General features: G+C 71.6%; 20 protein-coding genes. 13 read left to right on the top strand and 7 right to left on the bottom strand.

Annotated elements, in window-relative coordinates:
• Positions 1–2,811, top strand: coding sequence for a M36 family metallopeptidase (locus ACZ6TI_RS16400; protein WP_465345869.1), 2,811 nt, complete (start codon positions 1–3; stop codon positions 2,809–2,811).
• A gap of 210 nt (positions 2,812–3,021) precedes the next feature.
• Here the strand turns inward: ACZ6TI_RS16400 and ACZ6TI_RS16395 are convergent, their stop codons facing one another.
• Together ACZ6TI_RS16395 and ACZ6TI_RS16390 are read right to left on the bottom strand one after the other, a co-directional pair.
• Entirely contained in the window at positions 3,022–3,294 is a 273-nt protein-coding gene (locus ACZ6TI_RS16395) for a hypothetical protein (protein ID WP_465345868.1), read from the bottom strand.
• A 9-nt stretch (positions 3,295–3,303) separates the two neighbouring features.
• Positions 3,304–4,077 (bottom strand): class I SAM-dependent methyltransferase, encoded by a 774-nt coding sequence (locus tag ACZ6TI_RS16390; protein WP_465345867.1) that lies wholly within the window; start codon positions 4,075–4,077, stop codon positions 3,304–3,306.
• A gap of 87 nt (positions 4,078–4,164) precedes the next feature.
• Here ACZ6TI_RS16390 and ACZ6TI_RS16385 point away from each other — a divergent pair, with 87 nt between their 5' ends.
• A complete protein-coding gene (locus ACZ6TI_RS16385) occupies positions 4,165–4,833 on the top strand; it encodes a winged helix-turn-helix transcriptional regulator (protein ID WP_465345866.1) in 669 nt (222 codons plus the stop codon).
• A 9-nt stretch (positions 4,834–4,842) separates the two neighbouring features.
• Here ACZ6TI_RS16385 and ACZ6TI_RS16380 read toward each other — a convergent pair whose 3' ends face one another.
• A complete protein-coding gene (locus ACZ6TI_RS16380; protein ID WP_465345865.1) occupies positions 4,843–5,562 on the bottom strand; it encodes a hypothetical protein in 720 nt (239 codons plus the stop codon).
• Between the two features lie 123 nt (positions 5,563–5,685).
• Between ACZ6TI_RS16380 and ACZ6TI_RS16375 the strand changes: the two genes are divergently transcribed.
• From ACZ6TI_RS16375 to ACZ6TI_RS16365, 3 genes are read left to right on the top strand one after another with little or no spacing between them, the layout of a single operon-like run.
• Positions 5,686–6,681, top strand: coding sequence for an NAD(P)-dependent alcohol dehydrogenase (locus ACZ6TI_RS16375; protein WP_465345864.1), 996 nt, complete (start codon positions 5,686–5,688; stop codon positions 6,679–6,681).
• A gap of 10 nt (positions 6,682–6,691) precedes the next feature.
• Entirely contained in the window at positions 6,692–7,735 is a 1,044-nt protein-coding gene (locus ACZ6TI_RS16370; protein ID WP_465345863.1) for an amidohydrolase family protein, read from the top strand.
• Entirely contained in the window at positions 7,732–8,418 is a 687-nt protein-coding gene (locus ACZ6TI_RS16365; RefSeq protein WP_465345862.1) for an iron-sulfur cluster assembly protein, read from the top strand. The genes ACZ6TI_RS16370 and ACZ6TI_RS16365 overlap by 4 nt, the downstream gene beginning before the upstream one ends.
• Before the next feature lie 16 nt (positions 8,419–8,434).
• On the opposite strand, the gene ACZ6TI_RS16360 is transcribed toward ACZ6TI_RS16365, so the two are convergent.
• Positions 8,435–9,217: an IclR family transcriptional regulator gene (locus ACZ6TI_RS16360; protein ID WP_465345861.1), complete on the bottom strand. Its 783-nt coding sequence runs from the start codon at positions 9,215–9,217 to the stop codon at positions 8,435–8,437.
• Positions 9,218–9,283: 66 nt separating this feature from the next.
• On the opposite strand from ACZ6TI_RS16360, the gene ACZ6TI_RS16355 reads away from it, so the two are divergent.
• On the top strand, positions 9,284–9,610 hold the full coding sequence (locus ACZ6TI_RS16355) for a putative quinol monooxygenase (protein WP_465345860.1): 327 nt from the start codon (positions 9,284–9,286) through the stop codon (positions 9,608–9,610).
• 31 nt (positions 9,611–9,641) lie between these two features.
• Here the strand turns inward: ACZ6TI_RS16355 and ACZ6TI_RS16350 are convergent, their stop codons facing one another.
• The 3 genes from ACZ6TI_RS16350 to ACZ6TI_RS16340 are packed head-to-tail and all read right to left on the bottom strand — an operon-like array spanning position 9,642 to position 13,821.
• A complete protein-coding gene (locus ACZ6TI_RS16350) occupies positions 9,642–11,006 on the bottom strand; it encodes a (Fe-S)-binding protein (protein ID WP_465345859.1) in 1,365 nt (454 codons plus the stop codon).
• Entirely contained in the window at positions 11,006–12,349 is a 1,344-nt protein-coding gene (locus tag ACZ6TI_RS16345; RefSeq protein ID WP_465345858.1) for an FAD-binding oxidoreductase, read from the bottom strand. The genes ACZ6TI_RS16350 and ACZ6TI_RS16345 overlap by 1 nt, the downstream gene beginning before the upstream one ends.
• Positions 12,349–13,821 carry an FAD-linked oxidase C-terminal domain-containing protein gene (locus tag ACZ6TI_RS16340; protein ID WP_465345857.1) on the bottom strand — a complete coding sequence of 491 codons (1,473 nt, stop codon included), beginning with the start codon at positions 13,819–13,821 and terminating at the stop codon, positions 12,349–12,351. Before ACZ6TI_RS16340 ends, ACZ6TI_RS16345 begins: the two co-directional genes overlap by 1 nt.
• Positions 13,822–14,019: 198 nt before the next feature.
• Between ACZ6TI_RS16340 and ACZ6TI_RS16335 the strand changes: the two genes are divergently transcribed.
• The 7 genes from ACZ6TI_RS16335 to eboE are packed head-to-tail and all read left to right on the top strand — an operon-like array spanning position 14,020 to position 20,371.
• A complete protein-coding gene (locus ACZ6TI_RS16335) occupies positions 14,020–15,099 on the top strand; it encodes a sugar phosphate isomerase/epimerase family protein (RefSeq protein ID WP_465345856.1) in 1,080 nt (359 codons plus the stop codon).
• Between the two features lie 24 nt (positions 15,100–15,123).
• Entirely contained in the window at positions 15,124–16,215 is a 1,092-nt protein-coding gene (locus ACZ6TI_RS16330; protein ID WP_465345855.1) for an inositol-3-phosphate synthase, read from the top strand.
• Positions 16,212–17,051 carry an SCO3242 family prenyltransferase gene (locus ACZ6TI_RS16325; RefSeq protein ID WP_465345854.1) on the top strand — a complete coding sequence of 280 codons (840 nt, stop codon included), beginning with the start codon at positions 16,212–16,214 and terminating at the stop codon, positions 17,049–17,051. The genes ACZ6TI_RS16330 and ACZ6TI_RS16325 overlap by 4 nt, the downstream gene beginning before the upstream one ends.
• Positions 17,048–17,869, top strand: a complete 822-nt coding sequence (locus ACZ6TI_RS16320) for a sugar phosphate isomerase/epimerase family protein (protein WP_465345853.1) — start codon at positions 17,048–17,050, stop codon at positions 17,867–17,869. The genes ACZ6TI_RS16325 and ACZ6TI_RS16320 overlap by 4 nt, the downstream gene beginning before the upstream one ends.
• On the top strand, positions 17,866–18,441 hold the full coding sequence (locus ACZ6TI_RS16315; protein ID WP_465345852.1) for an EboA domain-containing protein: 576 nt from the start codon (positions 17,866–17,868) through the stop codon (positions 18,439–18,441). Before ACZ6TI_RS16320 ends, ACZ6TI_RS16315 begins: the two co-directional genes overlap by 4 nt.
• Positions 18,438–19,286, top strand: coding sequence for a TatD family hydrolase (locus ACZ6TI_RS16310; protein ID WP_465345851.1), 849 nt, complete (start codon positions 18,438–18,440; stop codon positions 19,284–19,286). Before ACZ6TI_RS16315 ends, ACZ6TI_RS16310 begins: the two co-directional genes overlap by 4 nt.
• Positions 19,286–20,371, top strand: coding sequence for a metabolite traffic protein EboE (gene eboE, locus ACZ6TI_RS16305; protein ID WP_465345850.1), 1,086 nt, complete (start codon positions 19,286–19,288; stop codon positions 20,369–20,371). The genes ACZ6TI_RS16310 and eboE overlap by 1 nt, the downstream gene beginning before the upstream one ends.
• Positions 20,372–20,421 lie beyond the last annotated feature (50 nt).

Here is a 20,421-nt window from a genome sequence, read left to right as displayed (position 1 = left end):
GTGCACAGACGCACACGTACCGCCCTGGTCGCCGGGCTCCTCGCCTCGACGACCCTGATCGCCACCTCTCCCTTGCAGGCCACGGCCGCCCCGGCCGCTCCCACCGGCACCCCGCTCACCGGCGAGGCCGTCGGTGACGAGTACGCCTTCGTCGACAACCGTCCCGGCGCGGTCGCTCCCCGCACCCGGACCGCGGGCGCCACCCGCTACAACAAGTTCGGCACGCCGGCCTCCATGATCGGCACGCTCGCCACCGGCCTTTCGGCCGACCCGGTGACCGCGGCCAGGCAATATCTGAAGCAGAGCCGCGGGGCGTTCGCGCTGGACGCCCGCAACGTCGACGCGCTCGAGACCGTCGCCTCCACCCCGGTCGGCAAGGGCCACGTGGTGCTGCTGCGGCAGCGCTTCGGCGGGCTCCCCGCCGCGCACGACGGCCTGGTCGCGGTCGCGGTCAAGGCCGGCGACGTGCTGTCGGTCAGCTCCACCATCAGCCCGGAGGTGGCCGCACCCGAGCCGGCCACCCTCACCGCGACCGAGGCGGTCACCGCCGCCGTCAAGGACGCCCGGCTGACCCGCAAGGACCTCGCCGACCACCGGGTCCGCAAGGTCGCCGTGCCGATGCCCGGCGCCACCGCCCGCACCGCCTACGAGGTGGTCCTGCTGGCCGCGAACGCCGAGCACGGCTACACCACGTACGTGGACGCGCGCACCGGAAAGGTCCTGGTTCGCGAGAACCTGGTGAACTTCGCCGAGGACAACCCGCACTGGAAGGTCTTCGTCAGCACCCCGACGACCGGCGCGGACTCCCGGGCGACCTGGTGTGCCGCGGCCGCGCCCGAATGCTCGCGCGTGGTCCTCGACCCGGCGACCGGCCAGGCCTGGGACATCGACCCGGCGACCGGCGCCACCAGCCAGACCACCCGCGGCAACTCGGCCGACACGGTGCGGTTCTGGGACGCCACGTCGCCGCAGGTGCCCGCCACGCCCAGCCCGACGCGGGAATACACCTACCCGTTCACGAACCAGTGGAACACCAGCAAGTGCGATCCGGCCACCCTCGCGTCCCCGCAGCAGGCTGACGTCGACGCGGCCACGGCCAACCTGTTCGCGATGCACAACCGGATGCACGACTGGTCCTACAACCTGGGCTTCACCGAGGCCACCTGGAACCTGCAGAAGACCAACACCGGCCCGTACGGCAAGGGTGGTGACGCCGAGCGCGGCAACGCGCAGCAGGGCGCCAACACCCAGACCACCCGCAACAACGCCAACCAGGCGAGCCCGCCGGACGGCATGACCCCGGTCTCCAACATGTACATGTGGCAGCCGGTGGCCGGCGCGGCCTACCCGCCGTGCGTCGACGGCGACTACGACATGACCGTGATCGGGCACGAGTACACCCACGCGATCAGCAACCGCATGATCGCCGGGCCGGACTCCAACATCAGCTCGCAGCAGGGCGGCTCGATGGGCGAGAGCTGGTCCGACCTGCTCGCCATGGAGTACCTGTTCGAGTCGGGCTACGTGCCGCGCGGCAACACGCCCTACGTGACCGGCGCCTACGTGACCGGGGACCTGGCCACCGGCATCCGCAACTACGACATGAGCAACAGCCCGCTCAACTACTCCAACTTCGGATATGACCGCGGGCCCGCCGTGCACGCCGACGGGGAGATCTGGAGCGCGACGAACTTCGACGTGCGCCGCAACTTCCTGGCCAGGTACGGCTCGGGCACCCGCGCCCTGCAGGAGAGCTGCGCGGCCGGTCAGACCGCGGCCACCGAGTGCCCGGGCAACCGGCGCTGGGCGCAGCTGGTGTTCGACTCGTTCCTGCTCGCCGCGACCGGCCAGATCAGCATGCTGGACATGCGCGACAACATGATCACGGCGGACGCGCTGCGGTTCGACGGCGCCAACGCCGACCTGCTGTGGAACGCGTTCGCGGTCCGCGGCATGGGCGCCGGCGCGTCCAGCGGCCCGTCCGACATCGACCCGGTGGCGAGCTTCGCGTCGCCGGCCGCGGAAAATGTCGAGCTGACCTTCAAGCCGGCCGGTGCGGGCGCGGGCAAGGCGGCCCGCCTCTACATCGGCGACTACGAGTTCGGCTCGGTCCCGGTGGCCGACACCGACCCGGCCACCGCCATCCCGGACACCTTCACCGTGGTCCCGGGCACCTACAAGTTCCTGGCCGTCGGCAAGGGCCTGGGCCACAAGAAGTTCACCCAGCCCGTCTACGCGGGCGTGACCACGGCGGTGACCGCGGTGATGCCGGCCAACCTGGCCTCGTCCACCGCGGGCGCGACCGCCACCGGGGACGGCAACAACCTGCCCAACCTGATCGACGACGTCGAGGGCACCTCGTGGGTCGGCACCGGCGGCGTACCCGGAAAGACCGTGACCGTCGACCTGCCCGGCACCGCCCCGTCTCTGGTCTCCCGCGTCCAGGTCAGCGGCTTCGCCGGCCAGATGGCCGCGGTGCGCCAGTTCGAGGTGCTCACCTGCAACGCCGCGGCGGGTCAGGACTGCGCCACGGACGCCGGGTTCCGGGTGGCCTACACCAGCCCGGCGAACGCGTTCAGCACCGGCCAGTTCCGGCCCAAGTCTCCGGAGCTGGTGATCAAGTCGTTCTCGGTGCGCCCGGGCAACGCCACCCACGTGCGGTTCCGCACCCTGACGAACCAGTGCACGGGCAACCCGCTGTACGCCGGTGAGCAGGACAACGATCCGCGCAGCAGCACCGACTGCTCCACCTCCGCGGCGCCGGCGGCCACCCAGGTCGTCGCCGCCGAATTCCAGGTGTTCGGCAGCTGATCTCGCAAGGGTGTCCCGGGCCGGTGCGGCCCGGGACACCCCGGACATCAGCGCGGACGGCACGCCCCGATCGGCCGGATCGCCGCGGTCAGGCCGAGTGCACACCGGCCGCCCGCGAACGGGCGGCCGGCGGGACGCGTCCCCCTCGGCCGCGTCCTGCAGAAGAGGAGCGGTGGGGGTGCGCGGAGATACTGTCGGGAGATCGACCCGTCAGGCCGCGGCGGGCAGTCTGCGGCGCATCGAGTAGGTGACGGACGCCAGCCGGTGCGGCTCGTTGATCACGTGGATGGCGGCCCGGTCATAGGCCTGCCAGCCCGCCGCCCCCGCACGGTTCAGGTGCCGCAGGTCGTCGAACCGCTCGTCGGTGCCCCAGCGCAGCACCCCGCCGGGATGATGGAACGTCGCCGTCCAGTCCATGAACTTGTCCGCTCCGAACGTCCCGGCCGCCCTGTACTCCAGCCGCGCGTACTCCCAGTTCGCCACGGGACAAGATTATGCCGGTGATCGGCCGTCCGCGCCGCGTCTCGCGCTGAGCAGCTGCACCTCGATCGGAGCGCGCACCGAGCCGTCGGAGGCGGTGAACGGCGCCAGCGCGGTGCGGGCCGCCGCCGTCATGGCCGGCGTGACCGCGTCCCCGGCCATCGGCAGCAACTCGGCCTCCAGAAACAACTCCATCGACGCCATCCGGGTGGCGCCGGTCCAGGTCTCGAACGTCTCGACGATCAGTCCGGCGGCGGCGCACCGGTCGCGCAGCTCGTCCGGGTCGCCGGCCGCGAAATAGCCGGCCAGCGTCGCGCGTGCCGCGGGTCCCGCGTGCGCCTCCAGCACCTCGGCCAGCGCGAGATAGGCCGGGCTGTGCGTGAGCCGGCCGGGCACCTGGATGCCGACGCGGGCCGCCACCCGGCCCATCTCGCGCAGCACGGTCACCGGTTCGGCGAAGAACATCAGGGCCGCCTGGCTCAGCGCCCAGTCGAAGGAGCCGTCCTCGAACGGCAGGTCGTGCGCGTCGCCCGTACGCCAGGAAAGGTCTGGGTTCTGCCGCCGGGCGATCGCCAGCATGGCCTCGGTGCGGTCGAGGCCGACCGCCGGACGGCCGGTGACCTCGGTCGCGGCACGCGCCACGACACCGGTGCCGCACGCGACGTCCAGCACGCGATCGCCGGGCGCGAGCAGGGTGACGAGACGCTCCGCCCACGGCCGGAACAGCGCGGGCACGAAGGTCGACTCGTAGAAGGCGGCCTCTTCCGCGGCCAGCGAATAGGTCATGGCCTCCATCCTGCACCGCGCCGGTTGCCGCCGGAAGTTCGAAAACCGCACTTCCCCGCGCCCGCGTGGAGGCGCACGCTGAGAGCCATGCAGGGGTACGGGCAATACTGCCCGGTCGCACTGGCGGCCGAGGTGTTCGCCGAGCGGTGGACGCCGATCATCATCCGCAACCTGCACCTGGGCTGCGAGCGGTTCACCGCCATCCTGGACGGTGCGCCCGGCCTTTCCCGCAGCGTCCTCACCCAGCGCCTGCGCACCCTCGAACGGGCCGGTGTGGTGCGGCGCGAAGCCCGCGGCTGGACCCTCACCACCAGCGGACGCGAGCTGGCCGAGGTCTGCCTGCAACTCGGCGCGTGGGGCGCGCGCTGGCGCACCGCCCGGCCCGAGGACCAGGACCCCTACCTGGCGCTGTGGATGCTCGCCCGGCTGATCGACCCGGCCACGCTGGACCGGTCGCGAACCGTGGTGATGTTCCACATCGCCGGGCACCGGCCGCCGGACCGCTACTGGCTGGTGCTGTCCGCGGACGGCAACGAGGTGTGCGCGCAGTCGCCGGGCCACCGGGTCGACGGCGAGGTGGAGGCCGGCCTGGTCGCCCTGATCAGGTGGTATGCGGGGGAGATCACGCTGGGCGCGGCCGTCCGGTCCGGCCAGATGACGGTGGTCGCGCCACGCTGGCTGGAGCGCGAGCTCGCCCGCTGGGGCACCCTCAACCCGTACGCCGCACTCAGCGCCGGAACCGCCGCTCGAGGGTGAGTGCGAAGGCTAGGTCGCGGAAACCGTCAGGTGGGCCATGCCCGCGGCCGCGTCGAAGTCGATGCGGTCGCCCGCGCCGGCCCAGCTGTCCGGGGTGAAGACCCGGCCCGCGCCGACGCCACCGTGGTTCTCCCCGGCCAGCACCACCTGCCCGGCGCCGCTGCCAACCCGCACCCGCACCGGCTCCCGGCCCGCGGTGTGCACGTCGAGCGTGTTCACCCCGCCGGTCACCGTCACCGCGAGCGTCCCGTCCGGCCGGGGCAGTCGCAGGTCCAGATGGGTGGCGCCGCCGCCGAGCGTGACCGTGCGGAACCGCCCGCCGGCCAGGTTGACGGTCCGCTTCTCGGCCGAGCCCAGCAGCCCGAGATCCCAGATCACGCCGGTCGCCAGCACCAGCTCCACCGGCCCGCTGCCGACCTCGAGCCGGATCCGGCGCCCGTCCCGGGTGGCCTTCCCGGCCGGCCGCACCCGATAGAGCTCGCCACTCAGGTCCTCGGTCCGCACGGTCACCGCCCGGCTCGCGCCGACCACCTCGACGGCCGCCGTGGCCGCCGCCGGCGCCGACGAGCCGGACGAGGAGCTGGTCGAGGAGCCGAGGGACGCCACCACCAGGCCGCCGACCACGACCAGCGCCACCGCCATCCCGGCGAACAGCAACAGCCGCACCCGTGGCGAGTGCAGGTCGACCGGCGCGCCGACGATGGGCAGTTCCGCGGTGGGTTCTTCCATGCCTGCAGATACGGATCCGGGCCCCCGAAGGATGCCCGTTATCAGGATTTGAACTGACCCTTGGAACCGGCGCCCACCGGCCCGCAGAGTCCGGGACAGGACCGAGCGAGGGAGCCGAATCCGATGAAAGCTGTCCGCGTCCACGCCTACGGCAAGCGGCCGTCCCTGGACGAGATCCCCGAACCGCGGGTCACCGGCCCGCTCGACGTGCTGGTGCAGGTTGGCGCCGCCGGGTTGTGCCGCACCGACCTGCACATCGTCGAGGGCCAGTGGGCCGACAAGTCCGGCGTCCAGCTGCCCTATGTGATCGGCCACGAGAACGCCGGGTGGGTGCGCGAGGTCGGCAGCGCCGTCACCAACGTGGCGCCCGGCGACGCGGTCATCCTGCACCCGCTGGTCACCTGCGGGCTGTGCCGGGCCTGCCGCTCGGGTGACGACGTGCACTGCGAGAACTCGAGGTTCCCCGGCATCGACACCGACGGCGGGATGGCCGAGCTGCTGCTCACCAACGCCCGCTCGGTGGTCAAGCTCGCCGCGGGACTGGAACCGGCGGCGGTGGCCGCGCTCGCCGACGCGGGCTTGACCGCCTATCACGCCGTACGCAAAGCCGTGCCCTTGCTCCATCCGGGGACGACGTGCGTCGTGATCGGGGCGGGCGGCCTCGGGCACATCGGCATCCAGTGCCTGGTCGCGATGACGGCGACGACCGTGATCGTGGTCGACCCCAACGAGAAGGCGCGGGCGCTGGCGTCCGAACTGGGCGCGCACCGCACCGTGGCCGACACGTCGGAGGTCGGCGAGGCGCACGTGGTGCTGGACTTCGTCGGCGAATCGGGCGCCGAACAGCAGGGGCTCGCGCTGACCCGGCGGGCCGGCAGCTATTTCGTGATCGGTTACGGCGGCACGATCAACATCCCGACCATCGACCTGATCTCCACCGAACGCAACATCATCGGCAATCTGGTCGGTTCCTACAACGATCTCGACGAACTGATGACCCTCGCCGCGCAGGGAAAGGTCACGCTGCACACGAGGACCTACCCCTTGACCGCGGTCAACGAGGCGATGGACGACCTGGAAGCCGGCCGGCTCCAGGGCCGCGGAATTCTCGTGCCCTAGGGAGAAGAAAATGTATCGCAAGGACGGCAACAGCTACTTCATCGTCGACGGCCACACCCATTTCTGGGACGGCAGCCCGGCCAATCAGATCAACCGGTACGGCGAGGGCTTCATCAAGTGCTTCTACGACTACCACGCCAACCTGTCGCCGGCGGAGTACAAGTGGACGCTCGAGGAGTTCGAGCGCTACCCCGAGGAGCGGATGATCCACGACCTGTTCGAGATCGGCTACGACGACCTGGCGATCCTGCAGTCGACGTATCTGACCGACTGGTACGTCAACGGATTCAACACCACCGAGCAGAACGGCGAGATGGCCGAGCGGCACCCGGGCCGGTTCATCGTCAACGGCCGGTTCGACCCGCGCGACGGTGAGCAGGGCCTGGAGACGCTCGAGCGGCTGCACGAGCGCTGGCAGCTCAAGGGCGTCAAGGTCTACACCGCCGAGTGGAAGGGCGATTCCAAGGGCTGGAAACTGTCCGACCCGTGGGCGTACCGGTATCTGGAGAAGTGCCAGGCGCTCGGGATCAGGAACATTCACGTGCACAAGGGCCCGACCGTCTATCCGATGAACCGGGACGCGTTCGACGTGGCCGATGTGGACGACGCCGCCACCGCCTTCCCGGAACTGCGGTTCATCGTCGAACACGTCGGCCTGCCGCGGCTCGAGGACTTCTGCTGGATCGCGACGCAGGAACCCAACGTCTACGGCGGCCTGGCCGTGGCGATGCCGTTCATCCACAGCCGGCCGCGCTATTTCGCGCAGATCATCGGCGAACTGCTCTACTGGATCGGCGAGGACCGCATCCTGTTCGGCAGCGACTATGCGATCTGGCAGCCGAAATGGCTCGTCGAGCGGTTCGTCGACATGCAGATCCCGGAGGACATGCAGGGCGAATACGGCACGATCAGCGTCAACCAGAAGAAGAAGATCCTCGGCCTGAACGCGGCCCGCCTCTATGACATCAAGGTGCCCGGCGAATTCGAGAGCCCGGTGGAATCCGAGTCGCAGGCCGTCGGCTCGACGCCGGAGCCCGAGGCGGCAACGGCATGATCCGCCATGACGAGGCCTGGTCGGCGCTCGGCGGGGTGCGCGACCCCGAGCTCGATCGCCCGATCACCGATCTCGGCTTCGTCGCTGCGCTCCAGATCAACGACGATTCTTCGGTACGCACGGAACTGCGCCTCCCGACGTATTTCTGCGCGCCGAACTTCGCGTGGCTGATGGTGGCCGACGCCCGCGACGCCCTGGCCGCGCTCCCGGGCGTGACCAGGGTGGACGTCATCCTGCTGGAGCACTTCGTCAGTGCCGAGATCAACGCGGGGGTGGCGGCGGTGAGTGACTTCTCCGCCACGCTCGAACCTGGCGCCATGGATCCGGACCTGGCCGAGCTGCGGGCCGTCTTCGAGCGCAAGGCGCACATGGCGGCGCAGGATCGCCTGGCGCGGGCACTGGTCGCGGCCGGCGCCGCAGCCGGCGGGCTGGCCGGGGTGAGCGTCGCCGACGGGAAGTCGCTGGCGCCGGCCGAGATGGCCGGGGTGCTGCGGCGGCGCTCACGGCTGGGCGTGTCGAGCGCGTTCGCGCTGTGCGACGACGACGGGACGCCGCTGCGCGAGGATCGGCTGCCGGGCTGGTTGCGTTTCGCCCGGACGGTCCGGGTCAGCATCGAGGGCAACGCGGGCTTCTGCCGAGGCCTGCTGGAGACCCGCTACGGCCTGGAGCGGGCAGCGGTCTGACCGCTGATCTTGATCTTCAGCCGCGACGGGCCGCGGTGGCCAATGCCACCGCTCGGGTGGCGCGGACCGCGCCGAGCCGGACCGCCCGCTCGACCTCCCACCGGCGTTCGCGGAGCAGCTTCGTGAGCATCGAGATCGCCACCGACCCGACGAACCGGCCGGCCGCGTCCGTGACCGGCGCGGCCATGCAGCTCAGGTCGGACTGGAACTCGTCCACCTCGACCGCCAGCCCGGTGGTGCGCACCTGGTCGAGCTGGCGGCGCAACAGCCGGCGGTCGGTGACCGTGGTCGCGGTGAGCGACGGCGTGCCGGTGTGGTCGAGCACCTCCGCGGCGTCGCCCGGGTCGAGCCGGGCCAGCATCAGCTTGCCGAACGCGGTGGCGTGCGGCGCCTGGTGGAAGCCGACGTCGAGGAGGCGGATCCGGGGGTGGGCGGGACACTCGGCGACGTGCGCGACGATCATCTCGGTGTCCCGCAGCGTCGCGTAGTAGGCCGCCGCGCCCGCCTCGCGGTGGGTGACCGCGGCGACGCGCTGGATCTCCGGTGGCACCGCGATCTGCCGGTGCAGCCCGCGGGCCAGGTCGTCGACGCGGTGCCCGAGGGCGTACGCCTTGTCCTCGGGCAGGTGAACCAGATAGCCGCCGTTGACCAGCGTCGTCAGCAGGTGGTAGGTGGTGGGGAGGGCCAGACCGAGGGCCTGGGCGACGGCCTTCGCCGGCACCGGGCCGGGCGCCGCGGCAATGTGGTCGAGGACCCGCATCGCCCGCTCCACCGATTGCAACAAGCCCGTCTGTCCCATGCCGCCAGCATGAGCCGGGACGTCACAGGCCGGAAGCATTGCACGCGATTGCAGAGGGAGACACTGATGATCTTCATTACCGCGAAGTTCCGGATCAAGCCCGAGGACGCGGAGGCCTGGCCGGAGATCGCCGGCCCGTTCACCCGCGCCACCCGGGCCGAAGCCGGCTGCCTGTGGTTCGACTGGTCCCGCAGCCTCGACGACCCGAACGAGTACGTGCTGGTCGAGGCCTTCCGCGACGGTGACGCGGGTGGCGCCCACGTCGGCTCCGCGCACTTCAAGCAGGCTCAGCAGGACCTGCCGCCGCACCTGGCCGAGACGCCCCGGATCGTCAGCGTCACTGTCGATCAGCAGGACTGGTCGGAGTTGGGTGAGATGCGCGTCCCGAGCTGACCTCGGCGAGCGGGCGCTTTTTGTGCGGGGATCACCGACCTGATCTGGTGAGCTGCTCCGTGCCGAGGTTCCGGATCGACGCGTCCAGCACCTGGGCGGTGTGTGCCAGCGCGACGCTGCCACCCTGCCGCCGGACCGCCGCCGCCACCTGCATCAGGCAGCCCGGGTTCGCGGTGACCAGCAGCTCGGCGCCGGTGGCCAGCACGTCGCGGGCCTTGCGATCGCCCAGCTCGGCGGCCGGGCCGGGGTTGAGCACGTTCCACACCCCGGCCGAACCGCAGCAGATCTCCGGATCCTTGATCTCGCGCAGCTCCAGGCCCGGGATGCCGTTCAGCAGGGCGCGCGGCTGGGCCCGCACCCCCTGGGCGTGCCCGAGGTGGCAGGCGTCGTGATAGGCCACGGTCACCGGCAGCGGATGCCGGGTGGCCACCGGTCCCAGCTCGACCAGCAGCTCGGAGAGGTCCCGCACCTTGCTCGCGAAAACCTCGGCCTTCCCGGCGTACGCGGGATCGTCGGCCAGCAGTTCCCCGTATTCCTTGAGCGAGGAACCGCACCCGGCCGCGTTCACCACGAACCAGTCCATGCCGGCGTCCTCGAACGCGTCGATCAGCCGCCGCGCGAAGCCCTGGGCCTCCGCGGTGCGCCCGTTGTGCACGCTGAGCGCGCCGCAGCAGCCCTGCCCGGACGGCAGCACCACGTCGCAGCCCTCGGCCGCCAGGATCCGCACGGTCGCCGAGTTCACGTCCGGGAAGAACGCGCTCTGCACGCACCCGGTCAGCATGCCGACCACCGCCCGGCGCGGGCTGCGCGCCCGGACCAGCGCCGGCGGCCGCGGCACGCCGCGCAGCCGGGGCGCGAGCGACTCCAGCGTGGCCAGCGTGGGCGCCAGCCGGTCCAGCAGCCCGGTGCGCGCGACCAGCCGCTGCAGTCCCGACGCCTGATAGGCCCGCAGCGGCCCGCGCAGCAGCCGCAACCGCTTCGGATAGGGGAACAGCGCGAAGATCGCCGCCCGCAGCGCCCGGTCCTTGGGGCTGCGCCGGTGCCGCCGCTCGACCTGCCCGCGGGTGTCCTCGATCAGCCGGTCGTACTGCACACCGGACGGGCACGCGGTCACGCAGGACATGCAGCCCAGGCAGTTGTCGAAATGCTCGACCATCGAGTCGCTCAACGGCTCGCCGCTGAGTCCCTGCCCGATCAGGTGGATCCGCCCGCGCGGCGAGTCCATCTCCTCGCCCCACAGCACATAGGTCGGGCAGGTGGTCAGACAGAACCCGCAGTGCACGCAGTCGGAGACCAGCTCCGCGCGCGGCGGCCGGTCGTCGTCGAAGGCGCGAACCGGCCCGAGCACGTCGCGCGGCACGTCCGCGCTGCCCCAGGTGGCGTCGACGTCGGCCATCAGATGCCTCCCACAAAGCGCCCCGGCGCGAACCTGTTCTCCGGATCGAACTGCTCCTTGACCCGCCGCATCAGCGCGAGCCCGCCGACCGGCCCCCACATGTCCACGATCTCCCGCACCTCGGCCGGCGCGGTCAGCACCACCGCGTGCCCACCGGCCAGCGTCGCCGCGCCCCGAAGCGCCTCCACAACCCGCGCCGCTTCCGCGGCGCTTTGCTCTGCTTCCCGAGAGGAAGCGGAGTGGGGGGTTGGGCGGGCGGCGCTTTGCTCTGCTTCCCGAGAGGAAGCGGAGTGGGGGGTTGGGCGGGCGGCGCTTTGCTCTGCTTCCCCAGAGGAAGCGGCGGTGGTGGAGCTGCGTGCTTCCTCAGAGGAAGCAGAGCAAAGGGCCGCGTAGAGGACCCCCGAGCCGGCGGATCCGCGGACGGTCACGCCGCCGCCGCCGGCCGCGCGGGCGGCGGCCAGCAGGTCCGGCACACGCGACAGAGGCGCGGTCAGCTTCACGCCGATTCCGCCGGGCGACCACGGGTAGGTGCCCCACCAGGGCGGCAGGCCGGCGGTGGCGGTCGGGCCGAGCAGCTTGGCCAGCATCTCGGCGCGGTCGCGGACGCCGGTCTCGGTGCCCTCGACCATGACGGCCACCGAGATGTCACCGGACGGCGGCGCGTCGACCTCGATCGCGGACGCCACCACCTGCGCGCCCAGCACCGACGCCACCAGCGCGCCGGCCGCCGCGGGATCAGGCGCGGTCGCCGTCACCACGGTCGTCGCGGCCGGGCGCGGGTGCAGCCGGAAGACGCATTCGGTGATCAGGCCCAGCGTGCCGTACGAGCCGGTGAACAGCTTGCCCAGGTCGTACCCGGCGACGTTCTTGACGACCTTGCCGCCCGCATGGGCGACCTTCCCGTCGGGCCGGACCACCGTCATGCCGATCAGCAGGTCGCGGGCCGTGCCGTAGAGCGTGCGCCGGGGACCGCTGACGTTGGTCGCGACCGTGCCGCCGACCGTGCCGCCGCGGATCGGCGACTCCAGGGCGAGTTGCTGGCCGGCCAGGTCGAGCGAGTCCAGCGGAGTGCCGGCCCGGAGCACGGTGATCAGGTCGCCGGCCGCGTGCTCGACCACCCCGGTCAGCCGGGTGGTGTCGATGATCAGGTCGAGCCGGGCCGGCGGCAGGCCCCAGTCGAGCTTGGTGCCGGCGCCGCGCACCACCACCGCCATGCCGCGGGACGCCGTGACCAGGGCGGCCGCCTCCTCGGTGCTGGACGGGGACGCGACCCGGGTGGCGCGCACGCCGCCGACCGCGTCGGCCTCGGCCGCGGGCCGGGTCAGGTCGTCGAGGACGCCCATCAGAAGACCTCCGCGATTCCGGCCTCCTGCAACGGGTGCGCGCCCTTGTGCCGGCCGGGCACCTCACCGCACAACCGCGGCGTCGGGAACACCTTGCCGGGATTGGCCAGCCCCTGCGGGTCGAACGCGCACCGGACCAGCTGCATCGTGTCCAGGTCGTCGGCGGAGAACATCTTCGGCATGTACTTGCTCTTGTCCATGCCGACGCCGTGCTCGCCGGTGATCGAGCCGCCGAACTCGATGCACAGGTCGATGATCGCGCCGGACACGTCCTCGGCGCGCTCGGCCTCGCCGTCCACCGCGTCGTCGAAGAGCACCAGTGGGTGCAGGTTGCCGTCGCCGGCGTGGAAGACGTTCGCCACCCGCACGCCGTTCGCCGACGCGATCGCGTTGATCCGGCGCAGCACCTCGGGCAGCGCGGTCCGCGGGATCACGCCGTCCTGCACGATGTAGTCCGGGCTGATCCGGCCGACCGCGGCGAACGCCGACTTGCGCCCCTTCCAGATCAGCGCCCGCTCGGTGTCGTCGGCGGCGACCCGCAGCTCGGTCGCGCCGCTCTCCTCGCACAGCCGCACCACCTGGTCGAACTGCGCCTCGACCTCGGCCTCGGGCCCGTCCAGCTCGACCACCAGCACCGCCCCGGCGCCCTCCGGATAGCCGCACGACACCGCCGCCTCGGCCGCCTCGATGGCCAGCGCGTCCATCATCTCGATCGCCGCCGGCACCACCCCGGCGGCGATGATCGCCGAGGTGGCGGCGCCGGCTTGATCGGTCGATCCAAAACCGGCAAGCAGGGTACGCACCACCGCCGGCAGCCGGACCAGGCGAACCGTGACCTCGGTGGCCAGCCCGAGCGTCCCCTCGGAACCCACGAACGCGCCCAGCAGGTCGTACCCGGGAGCATCCGGCGCCGGGCCGCCCAGCCGGACCAGGTCGCCGTCCGGGGTGACCACCTGCGCGCCGATCACGTGGTTGGTGGTGAAGCCGTATTTCAGGCAGTGCGCGCCGCCCGAGTTCTCCGCCACGTTGCCGCCGATCGAGCAGATCTGCTGGCTGGACGGGTCCGGCGCGTAGTAATAGCCGTGCGGGCGGGCGGCCTTGGAGACGTCCAGGTTGATGACGCCGGGCTGCACGACGGCCCGCTCGTCGCCGGGGGAGACCTTCAGGATCGAGCGCATCTGCGAGGTCACCACCAGCACCCCGTCGGCGTGCGGCAGGGCGCCGCCGGAGAGCCCGGTGCCGGAACCGCGGGCCACCCACGGGACGTTCGCGGCGACGCACGCGCGGACCACCGCGGCGCACTCCTCGGCGGTGTGCGGCAGCACGACCAGAGCCGGGATCACCTTGTAGTGCGCCAGGCCGTCACATTCGTACGTCCGCAGCCGCTGCCGGTCGCTGATCACCCGGTCGGAGCCCAGGACGGCGCGAAGCCGGCCGGCGAGCACGTCGATCATCACGCCTCCCGTCGCCATCCCTGAACCTAGCCGCCGTCTCGGCCGTACGGAAACTTTTGTCTCGTGCGAAGGAACTTCTCTCCGCACATCAAGAACTTTGTCGATCGACAGTCTTTCTTTTCGCGGAGGCCCAAAGTAGCGTCTCGCCATGTAACACGGTCGATACATCGCGTTTGCTTCGGTCCCTGTTGGAGCCACCATGGAAGGTGCGCGAAAATGGACGAACCCCAGCGTAAGTCCGGTCTCCGGCGTCGCAGCCTGCTCGCCACGGCGGGTGCTGCCGCCGCCGCTTTAGGCGCCGCCGGACTCCCGATCCTGCAGACCGCCCGCCCGGCCATCGGCGAGGCTCGCCTCCGCGCCGAGCCGCTGATCCCCCCGGCGAACCGCGGCATCATCCTCTACAGCGTGCGGGACCGCATCCAGGCCCCACCGGACAACAGCGGTGTGCCCTACGGCTTCGAGCGCGTTCTCGCGAGTCTCGCCGAGATGGGCTACCGGGAGGTCGAGTTCGCGGGATACACGCAGAGCACCCAGATCCTCGGGCGGCAGATCACGCCGGCTGAGATCCGCAAGGCCCTGGACGACAACGGCCTCGTCGCGAACGGCACCCACACGAACATCAACCCCGGGTCGCTGGACGCCGAGATGGACATCGCGCAGACCCTCGGGATGGCGCACATTGGCACCGGCGGCGACCCGTCGGGCAGCCGCTACCAGGCCGACTGGGACCGCGCCGCGGACGAGTGGAACGCGATGGGCGCCCGGGCCACCGCCCGCGGGCTGAAGCTCTACACGCACAACCACGACTCGGCGTACGACTTCCTGCTCGACGCCGGGCCGTTCGACGCGCAGGGCCGGCCGACCCGCTCGACCGGCATCCGCAAGCTCGAGTACTTCATGGCGAAGACCGACCCGGCGCTGGTCTACCTGGAGATGGACATCCTCTGGGCCTACCTGGCCCAGCACCGGTTCCGCACGTACACCACGTCGGCCGGCCGGGTGCGCACCGACGTCTTCGACCCGATCCTCACCGTGGCCAACCGGGCCCGGCGGTTCCCGCTGTTCCACGCCAAGGACGGCGACCACACCGCGGACGGCTACCACGAGACGCCCTTCGGCGAGGGCGACATCAACTTCCAGCAGTTCTTCCAGACCATCGGGCTGCCGGACCATCACCACGCCAACTACGAGATGGACGACGCCCAGCTCGGCGGCTCGGCCGACCCGGGGAAGAGCCTGCGGATCGCCGAGCAGAGCCACGACAACATGGCCGCGCTGACTGTCTACACCAGGTAAAAGAGCGACACCGCGGGAGTGCTCATGCGTACCGGAATCTGGCTGATCGGGGCGCGCGGCTCGGTGGCGGTCACCGCCACCGTGGGCGCGCTCGCCCTCAAGGCCCGGCTGACCGACACCACCGGCTGCGTCACCGAGCTGCCGCCGCTGCGCAGCCCGGCGCTGCCCGCCTGGACCGACCTGGTGATCGGCGGGCACGACATCGTGTGCACGCCGGTGCTGAAGAAGGCCGAGGCGCTGGCCGCCGCCGGGGTGCTGCCGCTGCGGCTGGTCGCGGCGCTCACCGACGAGCTCACCGCGCACGAGGAGAACCTGCGGCCGCTGCCCGCGCTGTCCACGCAGCAGGAGACCGCGGCGGCGATCGCCGCGGACCTCGTCTCCTTCCAGGAGCGGCACGAGCTGGACGTCGTCGTGGTGCTCAACGTGTCCACCACCGAGCCGATCTTCGGTTCGTCCGACGCTGCGCTCGGCTCGCTGCCGGGCAGCTCACTCGCGGCGTACGCGGCGTTCTCGGCGGGCTGCCCGTTCGTCGACTTCACCCCGTCGACCGGCGCGCGGCTGCCGTTCCTGGACGCTTTCGCCCGCTCGCAGGGCGTGGTCTATGCGGGCAACGACGGCAAGACCGGCGAGACGCTGGTGAAGTCGGTGCTGGCGCCGATGTTCGCGATGCGCAACCTGAAGGTGCGCAGCTGGTCCGGGCTCAACCTGCTGGGCGGCGGCGACGGCGCCAACCTGGCCGACCCGGCGGCCAACGCCGCCAAGGTGGCCAGCAAGCAGCGGGTGCTCGGCGACGCCCTCGGCTACGAGCCGTCCGGCACCAGCCGGATCGACTACGTCGAGGAGATCGGCGACTTCAAGACCGCCTGGGACCTGGTCACCTTCCAGGGCTTCCTGGGTACGGGCATGCGCGTCGAGTTCACCTGGCACGGCTGCGACTCGGCACTCGCCGCGCCACTGGTGCTCGACCTCTCCCGGCTGGTCGCGGCGGCGCAGCGCTCGGGCCGGGTCGGGCCGCTGCCGGAGCTCGGCTTCTTCTTCAAGGATCCGATCGGCGACGGCCCCTCGGCGCTGGCCGAGCAGTGGGCGCTGCTGCGCGGGCTGGTGGCGTCGCTGTGAAGCTCCGCGACCTGATCCAGCTGACCCGGGCGCCGGCCGCGTTGTCGGTGCCGGGGGATGTGGTCGCCGGGGCCGGCGCGGCGGGCGCCCTGGGTCTTTCCACGGCGGGGCTGGCCTGTTCGTCGGTCTGTCTCTACTGGGCCGGGATGGCCGCCAACGACTGGGCCGACCGGTCGCTGGACGCGGTGGAACGGCCGGAGCGGCCGATCCCGTCCGGGCGGATCTCGCCACGGGCGGCCTTCGGCATCGCGGCCGGGCTCACCGCCGCCGGGCTGGGCATCGCGGCTGCCGTCGGCGGGCGCCGGGCGCTCGCCGTGGCCGGGCCGCTGGCCGCCGCGGTCTGGGTCTATGACGTGCGGTTGAAGAACACCGCGGCCGGACCGGCCGGGATGGCGTTGTGCCGTTCGCTGGACGTGTTGCTCGGGGCCAGCGGGTCGGGATCCATGCGGCGCGCGGTGCCGTCGGCGCTGGCGGTGGGCCTGCACACCTATACGGTGACAGCGTTGTCACGGCGGGAGGTGTCGGGCGCCGAGCCGAAGCTGGCCGTCACGACGCTGGCCGCGACGGCGGCGTTGACGGCGGCGGTGGCCGCCCGCTCACCGTGGGCCGCCGTTCTTGCCACGGGCTACGCCGTCAAATACGGCCGCGCCCAGGCCGCGATCCTCCGCGACCCCGCCGCGCCGAGAGTGCGCGCCGCGGTAGGCGCCGGCATCACCTCCCTCCCGTCGCTGCAGGGCGCCCTCACCGCCCGCTCCGGCGCGACAGTCGCCGGCCTCGCCGTGGCCGCCGCGGCCCCGCTCGCCGGCGCCCTGGCCAGGAAGGTCTCCCCGACATGACCGGCCTGAGGTTCGGCTACGGCACCAACGGCTTCGCCAACCACCGCCTCCCCGACGCCCTGCGGGTGATCGCCGACCTCGGCTACGAAGGCGTCGCCCTGACCCTCGACCACGACCACGTCGACCCCTACGCCAAGGACGCCGCCCACCAGGTCACCACCGCGGCCGACCTGCTGCGCGAGCACAACCTGGCCGTGGTCGTCGAGACCGGCGCCCGCTACCTGCTCGACCCGTGGCACAAGCACGCCCCGACCTTCCTGCACGACGAGCGCGCCAAGCGGATCGACTTCCTCGAGCGCGCCAACGCCATCGCCGAGGACCTCGGCGCCGAGGCGGTCTCGTTCTGGGCCGGGGTGCGCCCGCCCGAGGTGGACGCGGACACCGCCTGGAAGCGCCTGGTCGACGGCGTCGCCGAGGTGCTGGGGAGCGCGACCATCCCGATCGGTTTCGAGCCCGAGCCCGGCATGCTCGTGCAGGACATCGCGGACTGGCACCGGCTCCGCGACGACCTCGGCGCCCCGGATCTCTTCCGGATGACCCTCGACATCGGACACTGCCGGGCGCTGGAACCGATGGACGTGCCGCAGTGCGTGGCCGCGGTCGAGGAGCACCTGGTCAACGTGCAGATCGACGACATGCGCCGGGGTGTGCACGAGCACCTCGAGTTCGGCACGGGTGAGATCGACTTCCCGCCGGTGCTCGACGCGCTGAAGAACTATCGCGGGCTGGTCGCGGTCGAGCTGCCACGGCACTCGCACGCGGCGCCCGAGATCGCCCGCAAGTCACTGGAGTTCCTGCGGAAAGCGGAGGGACGATGACACTCGACGACCTCCGGGACGCTCTCACGGGCGTACCCGGGCAGGAATGGCTGACCGAAGCCGAGGCCCGCGTGCGCGCCGAGCCGGACGCCCTGGAGACCCTGTTCGCGCGGGCCGAGCGAAAGCTCGGCCGCAGTCCCGTCCACGGAGATTGGACCGCCGGCCAGGCCGCACGGGCGCTGCTCCTGGCCACGCGGCCGGACATGGCAACGGACCTCTACCAGCACGGTGACGCGAACGAGAAGCTGGCGATCCTCAAGGCCCTGTCATTGATGAAGATCGACGATGCCGGCGTCCCACTCCTGCTGGACGCGCTCAGAACCAACGACACCAGGCTGGTCGCCGCCGCACTCGGTCCCTACGCCCGGCACCTGGACGCCGCGACCTGGCGGCAGGGCGTCATCAAGTGCGTGTTCATGGGGATTCCGCTGAAGGTGGTCGCCGACCTCGACGAACGCAAGGACGCCGAGCTGGGGGCCATGCTCCGTGGTCTCGCCGACGAACGCGCGGCGGCCGGCCGTGACATGTCCGACGACGCAAGCGCTCTGCTGAACAGCCTGGAGAAGCCATGAGGATCTTCGACCCGCACATTCACATGACCTCGCGGACCACCGACGACTACGCGGCGATGGCGGCGCACGGCGTGAAGGCCGTCGTGGAACCCGCCTTCTGGCTCGGCCAGCCCCGCACCAACCCGGGCTCGTTCGCCGACTACTTCGACTCGCTGGTCGGCTGGGAGCCGTTCCGGGCGGCGCAGTACGGCATCCGGCACCACGCCACGATCGCGCTGAACCCCAAGGAGGCCAACGATCCGCGCTGCCGGGCGGTGCTCGACCTGATGCCGCGCTACCTGGAGAAGGACGGCGTGGTCGCGGTCGGCGAGATCGGCTACGACGCGATGACCCCGGTCGAGGACGAGGTGTTCGCCGCGCAGCTGGAGCTGGCCATCGCGCACGAGCTCCCGGCGCTGGTGCACACCCCGCACCGGGACAAGGCGGCCGGCACCCGGCGCACCCTGGACGTGGTCAAGGAGTCCGGCATCGAGCCCGGAAAGGTGCTGGTCGACCACCTCAACGAGGTCACCGTCGGCATCGTGAAGGACAGCGGCAGCTGGATGGGCTTCTCCATCTACCCCGAGACGAAGATGTCGCCGCCGCGGATGGTGGAGATCCTCAAGGAGCACGGTCCGGAGCGGGTCCTGGTCAACTCGGCCGCCGACTGGGGGAAGTCGGATCCGTTGCTGACCGTGGCGACCGCCGAGGCGATGCTCGCGGCCGGCTTCACCGAGGACGACGTCGACCGCGTCCTGTGGCGCAATCCGGTCGAGTTCTACAGCCAGTCCGGGAAACTCGACCTGGAGGAGAGCAAGCCCGAAGCCACCTTCGAGGGCAGCTCGATCCTGCGCGGGGGCAGCTGATGCGCTTCCGGCACCGTGACGGGCAGACCGTGCACCTGTCCTACTGCACCAACGTGCACGCCGCCGAGGACCTCGACGGCATCATCGCCCAGCTGGACACCTATGCGGTGCCCATCCGGGAACAGCTCGGGACGGACACCCTCGGCCTGGGGCTGTGGATCGCCGCGCCGGCGGCCGCGAAGAAGGAGACGCCCAAACGTCTCAAGGCCGCCCTGCGAAGCAGAGGCCTGGAGGTGGTCACCCTCAACGGCTTCCCGTACGCGGCGTTCCAGCAACCCGTGGTCAAGGGCGCGGTGTACGGGCCGGACTGGACCACCCCGTCCCGCCTGACCTACACCCTGAACCTGGCCCGCATCCTCGCCGAGATCATGCCCGACGACGCCGCCCGCGGCTCGATCTCCACCCTGCCGTTCGCCTGGCGCGACCCCTGGACCACGGAGATGCACGACGCGGTCCGCCGCAACCTGGACACCCTCTCCAGCGAGCTGAGCCGCCTCGACCGCACCATCCGGGTGGCCTTCGAGCCCGAGCCCGGTTGCATCATCGAGAACACCACCCAGGCCGCCGACCTGCTCCGCGACGCCGACACCGAGCGCCTCGGCGTCTGCCTCGACCTCGCCCACCTGGCCTGCGCCTGGGAGGACCCGGCGGCCGCGGTCGCCCGGCTGCGCGACGCCGGGGTGCCGATCGTGAAGACCCAGATCTCGGCCGCGCTGGCCTCCGACGACCCGGCCGCCGACCGGTCGGTGCTCGAGCAGTACGTCGAGCCGCGCTTCCTGCACCAGACCCGGGGTCGCAACGGGCTGTCCACCGACGACCTCGACGAGGCGCTGGCCGGATCTCCCGAGGAAGCCCTGCGGATCCACTACCACGTGCCGATCCACGCCGACCCGGTCCCGCCGCTGCGGGCCACCACGGATGTGCTGCGCGCCTCGCTCAAGGAGCTCGTCGGCGGAACCACCGCCGTCTGCGATCACCTGGACGTCGAGACGTACACCTGGGGTGTGCTGCCGGAAGGGTCGCGGCCGGACGGGCCGGGCGAGGTGTCGGGGGGGAGCGACGCCGAGGCCGGGCACAACCCGTAGCCTGTGGAAGAGCCTGGAGTTAAACTGCTGAAACCCCCTCTGTTGTTGAC

The organism is Actinoplanes sp. NPDC051388 (genome assembly GCF_055586225.1).
Note: the sequence above shows the minus strand (reverse complement) of the source record. Positions and strands in the feature narration are given on the sequence as shown.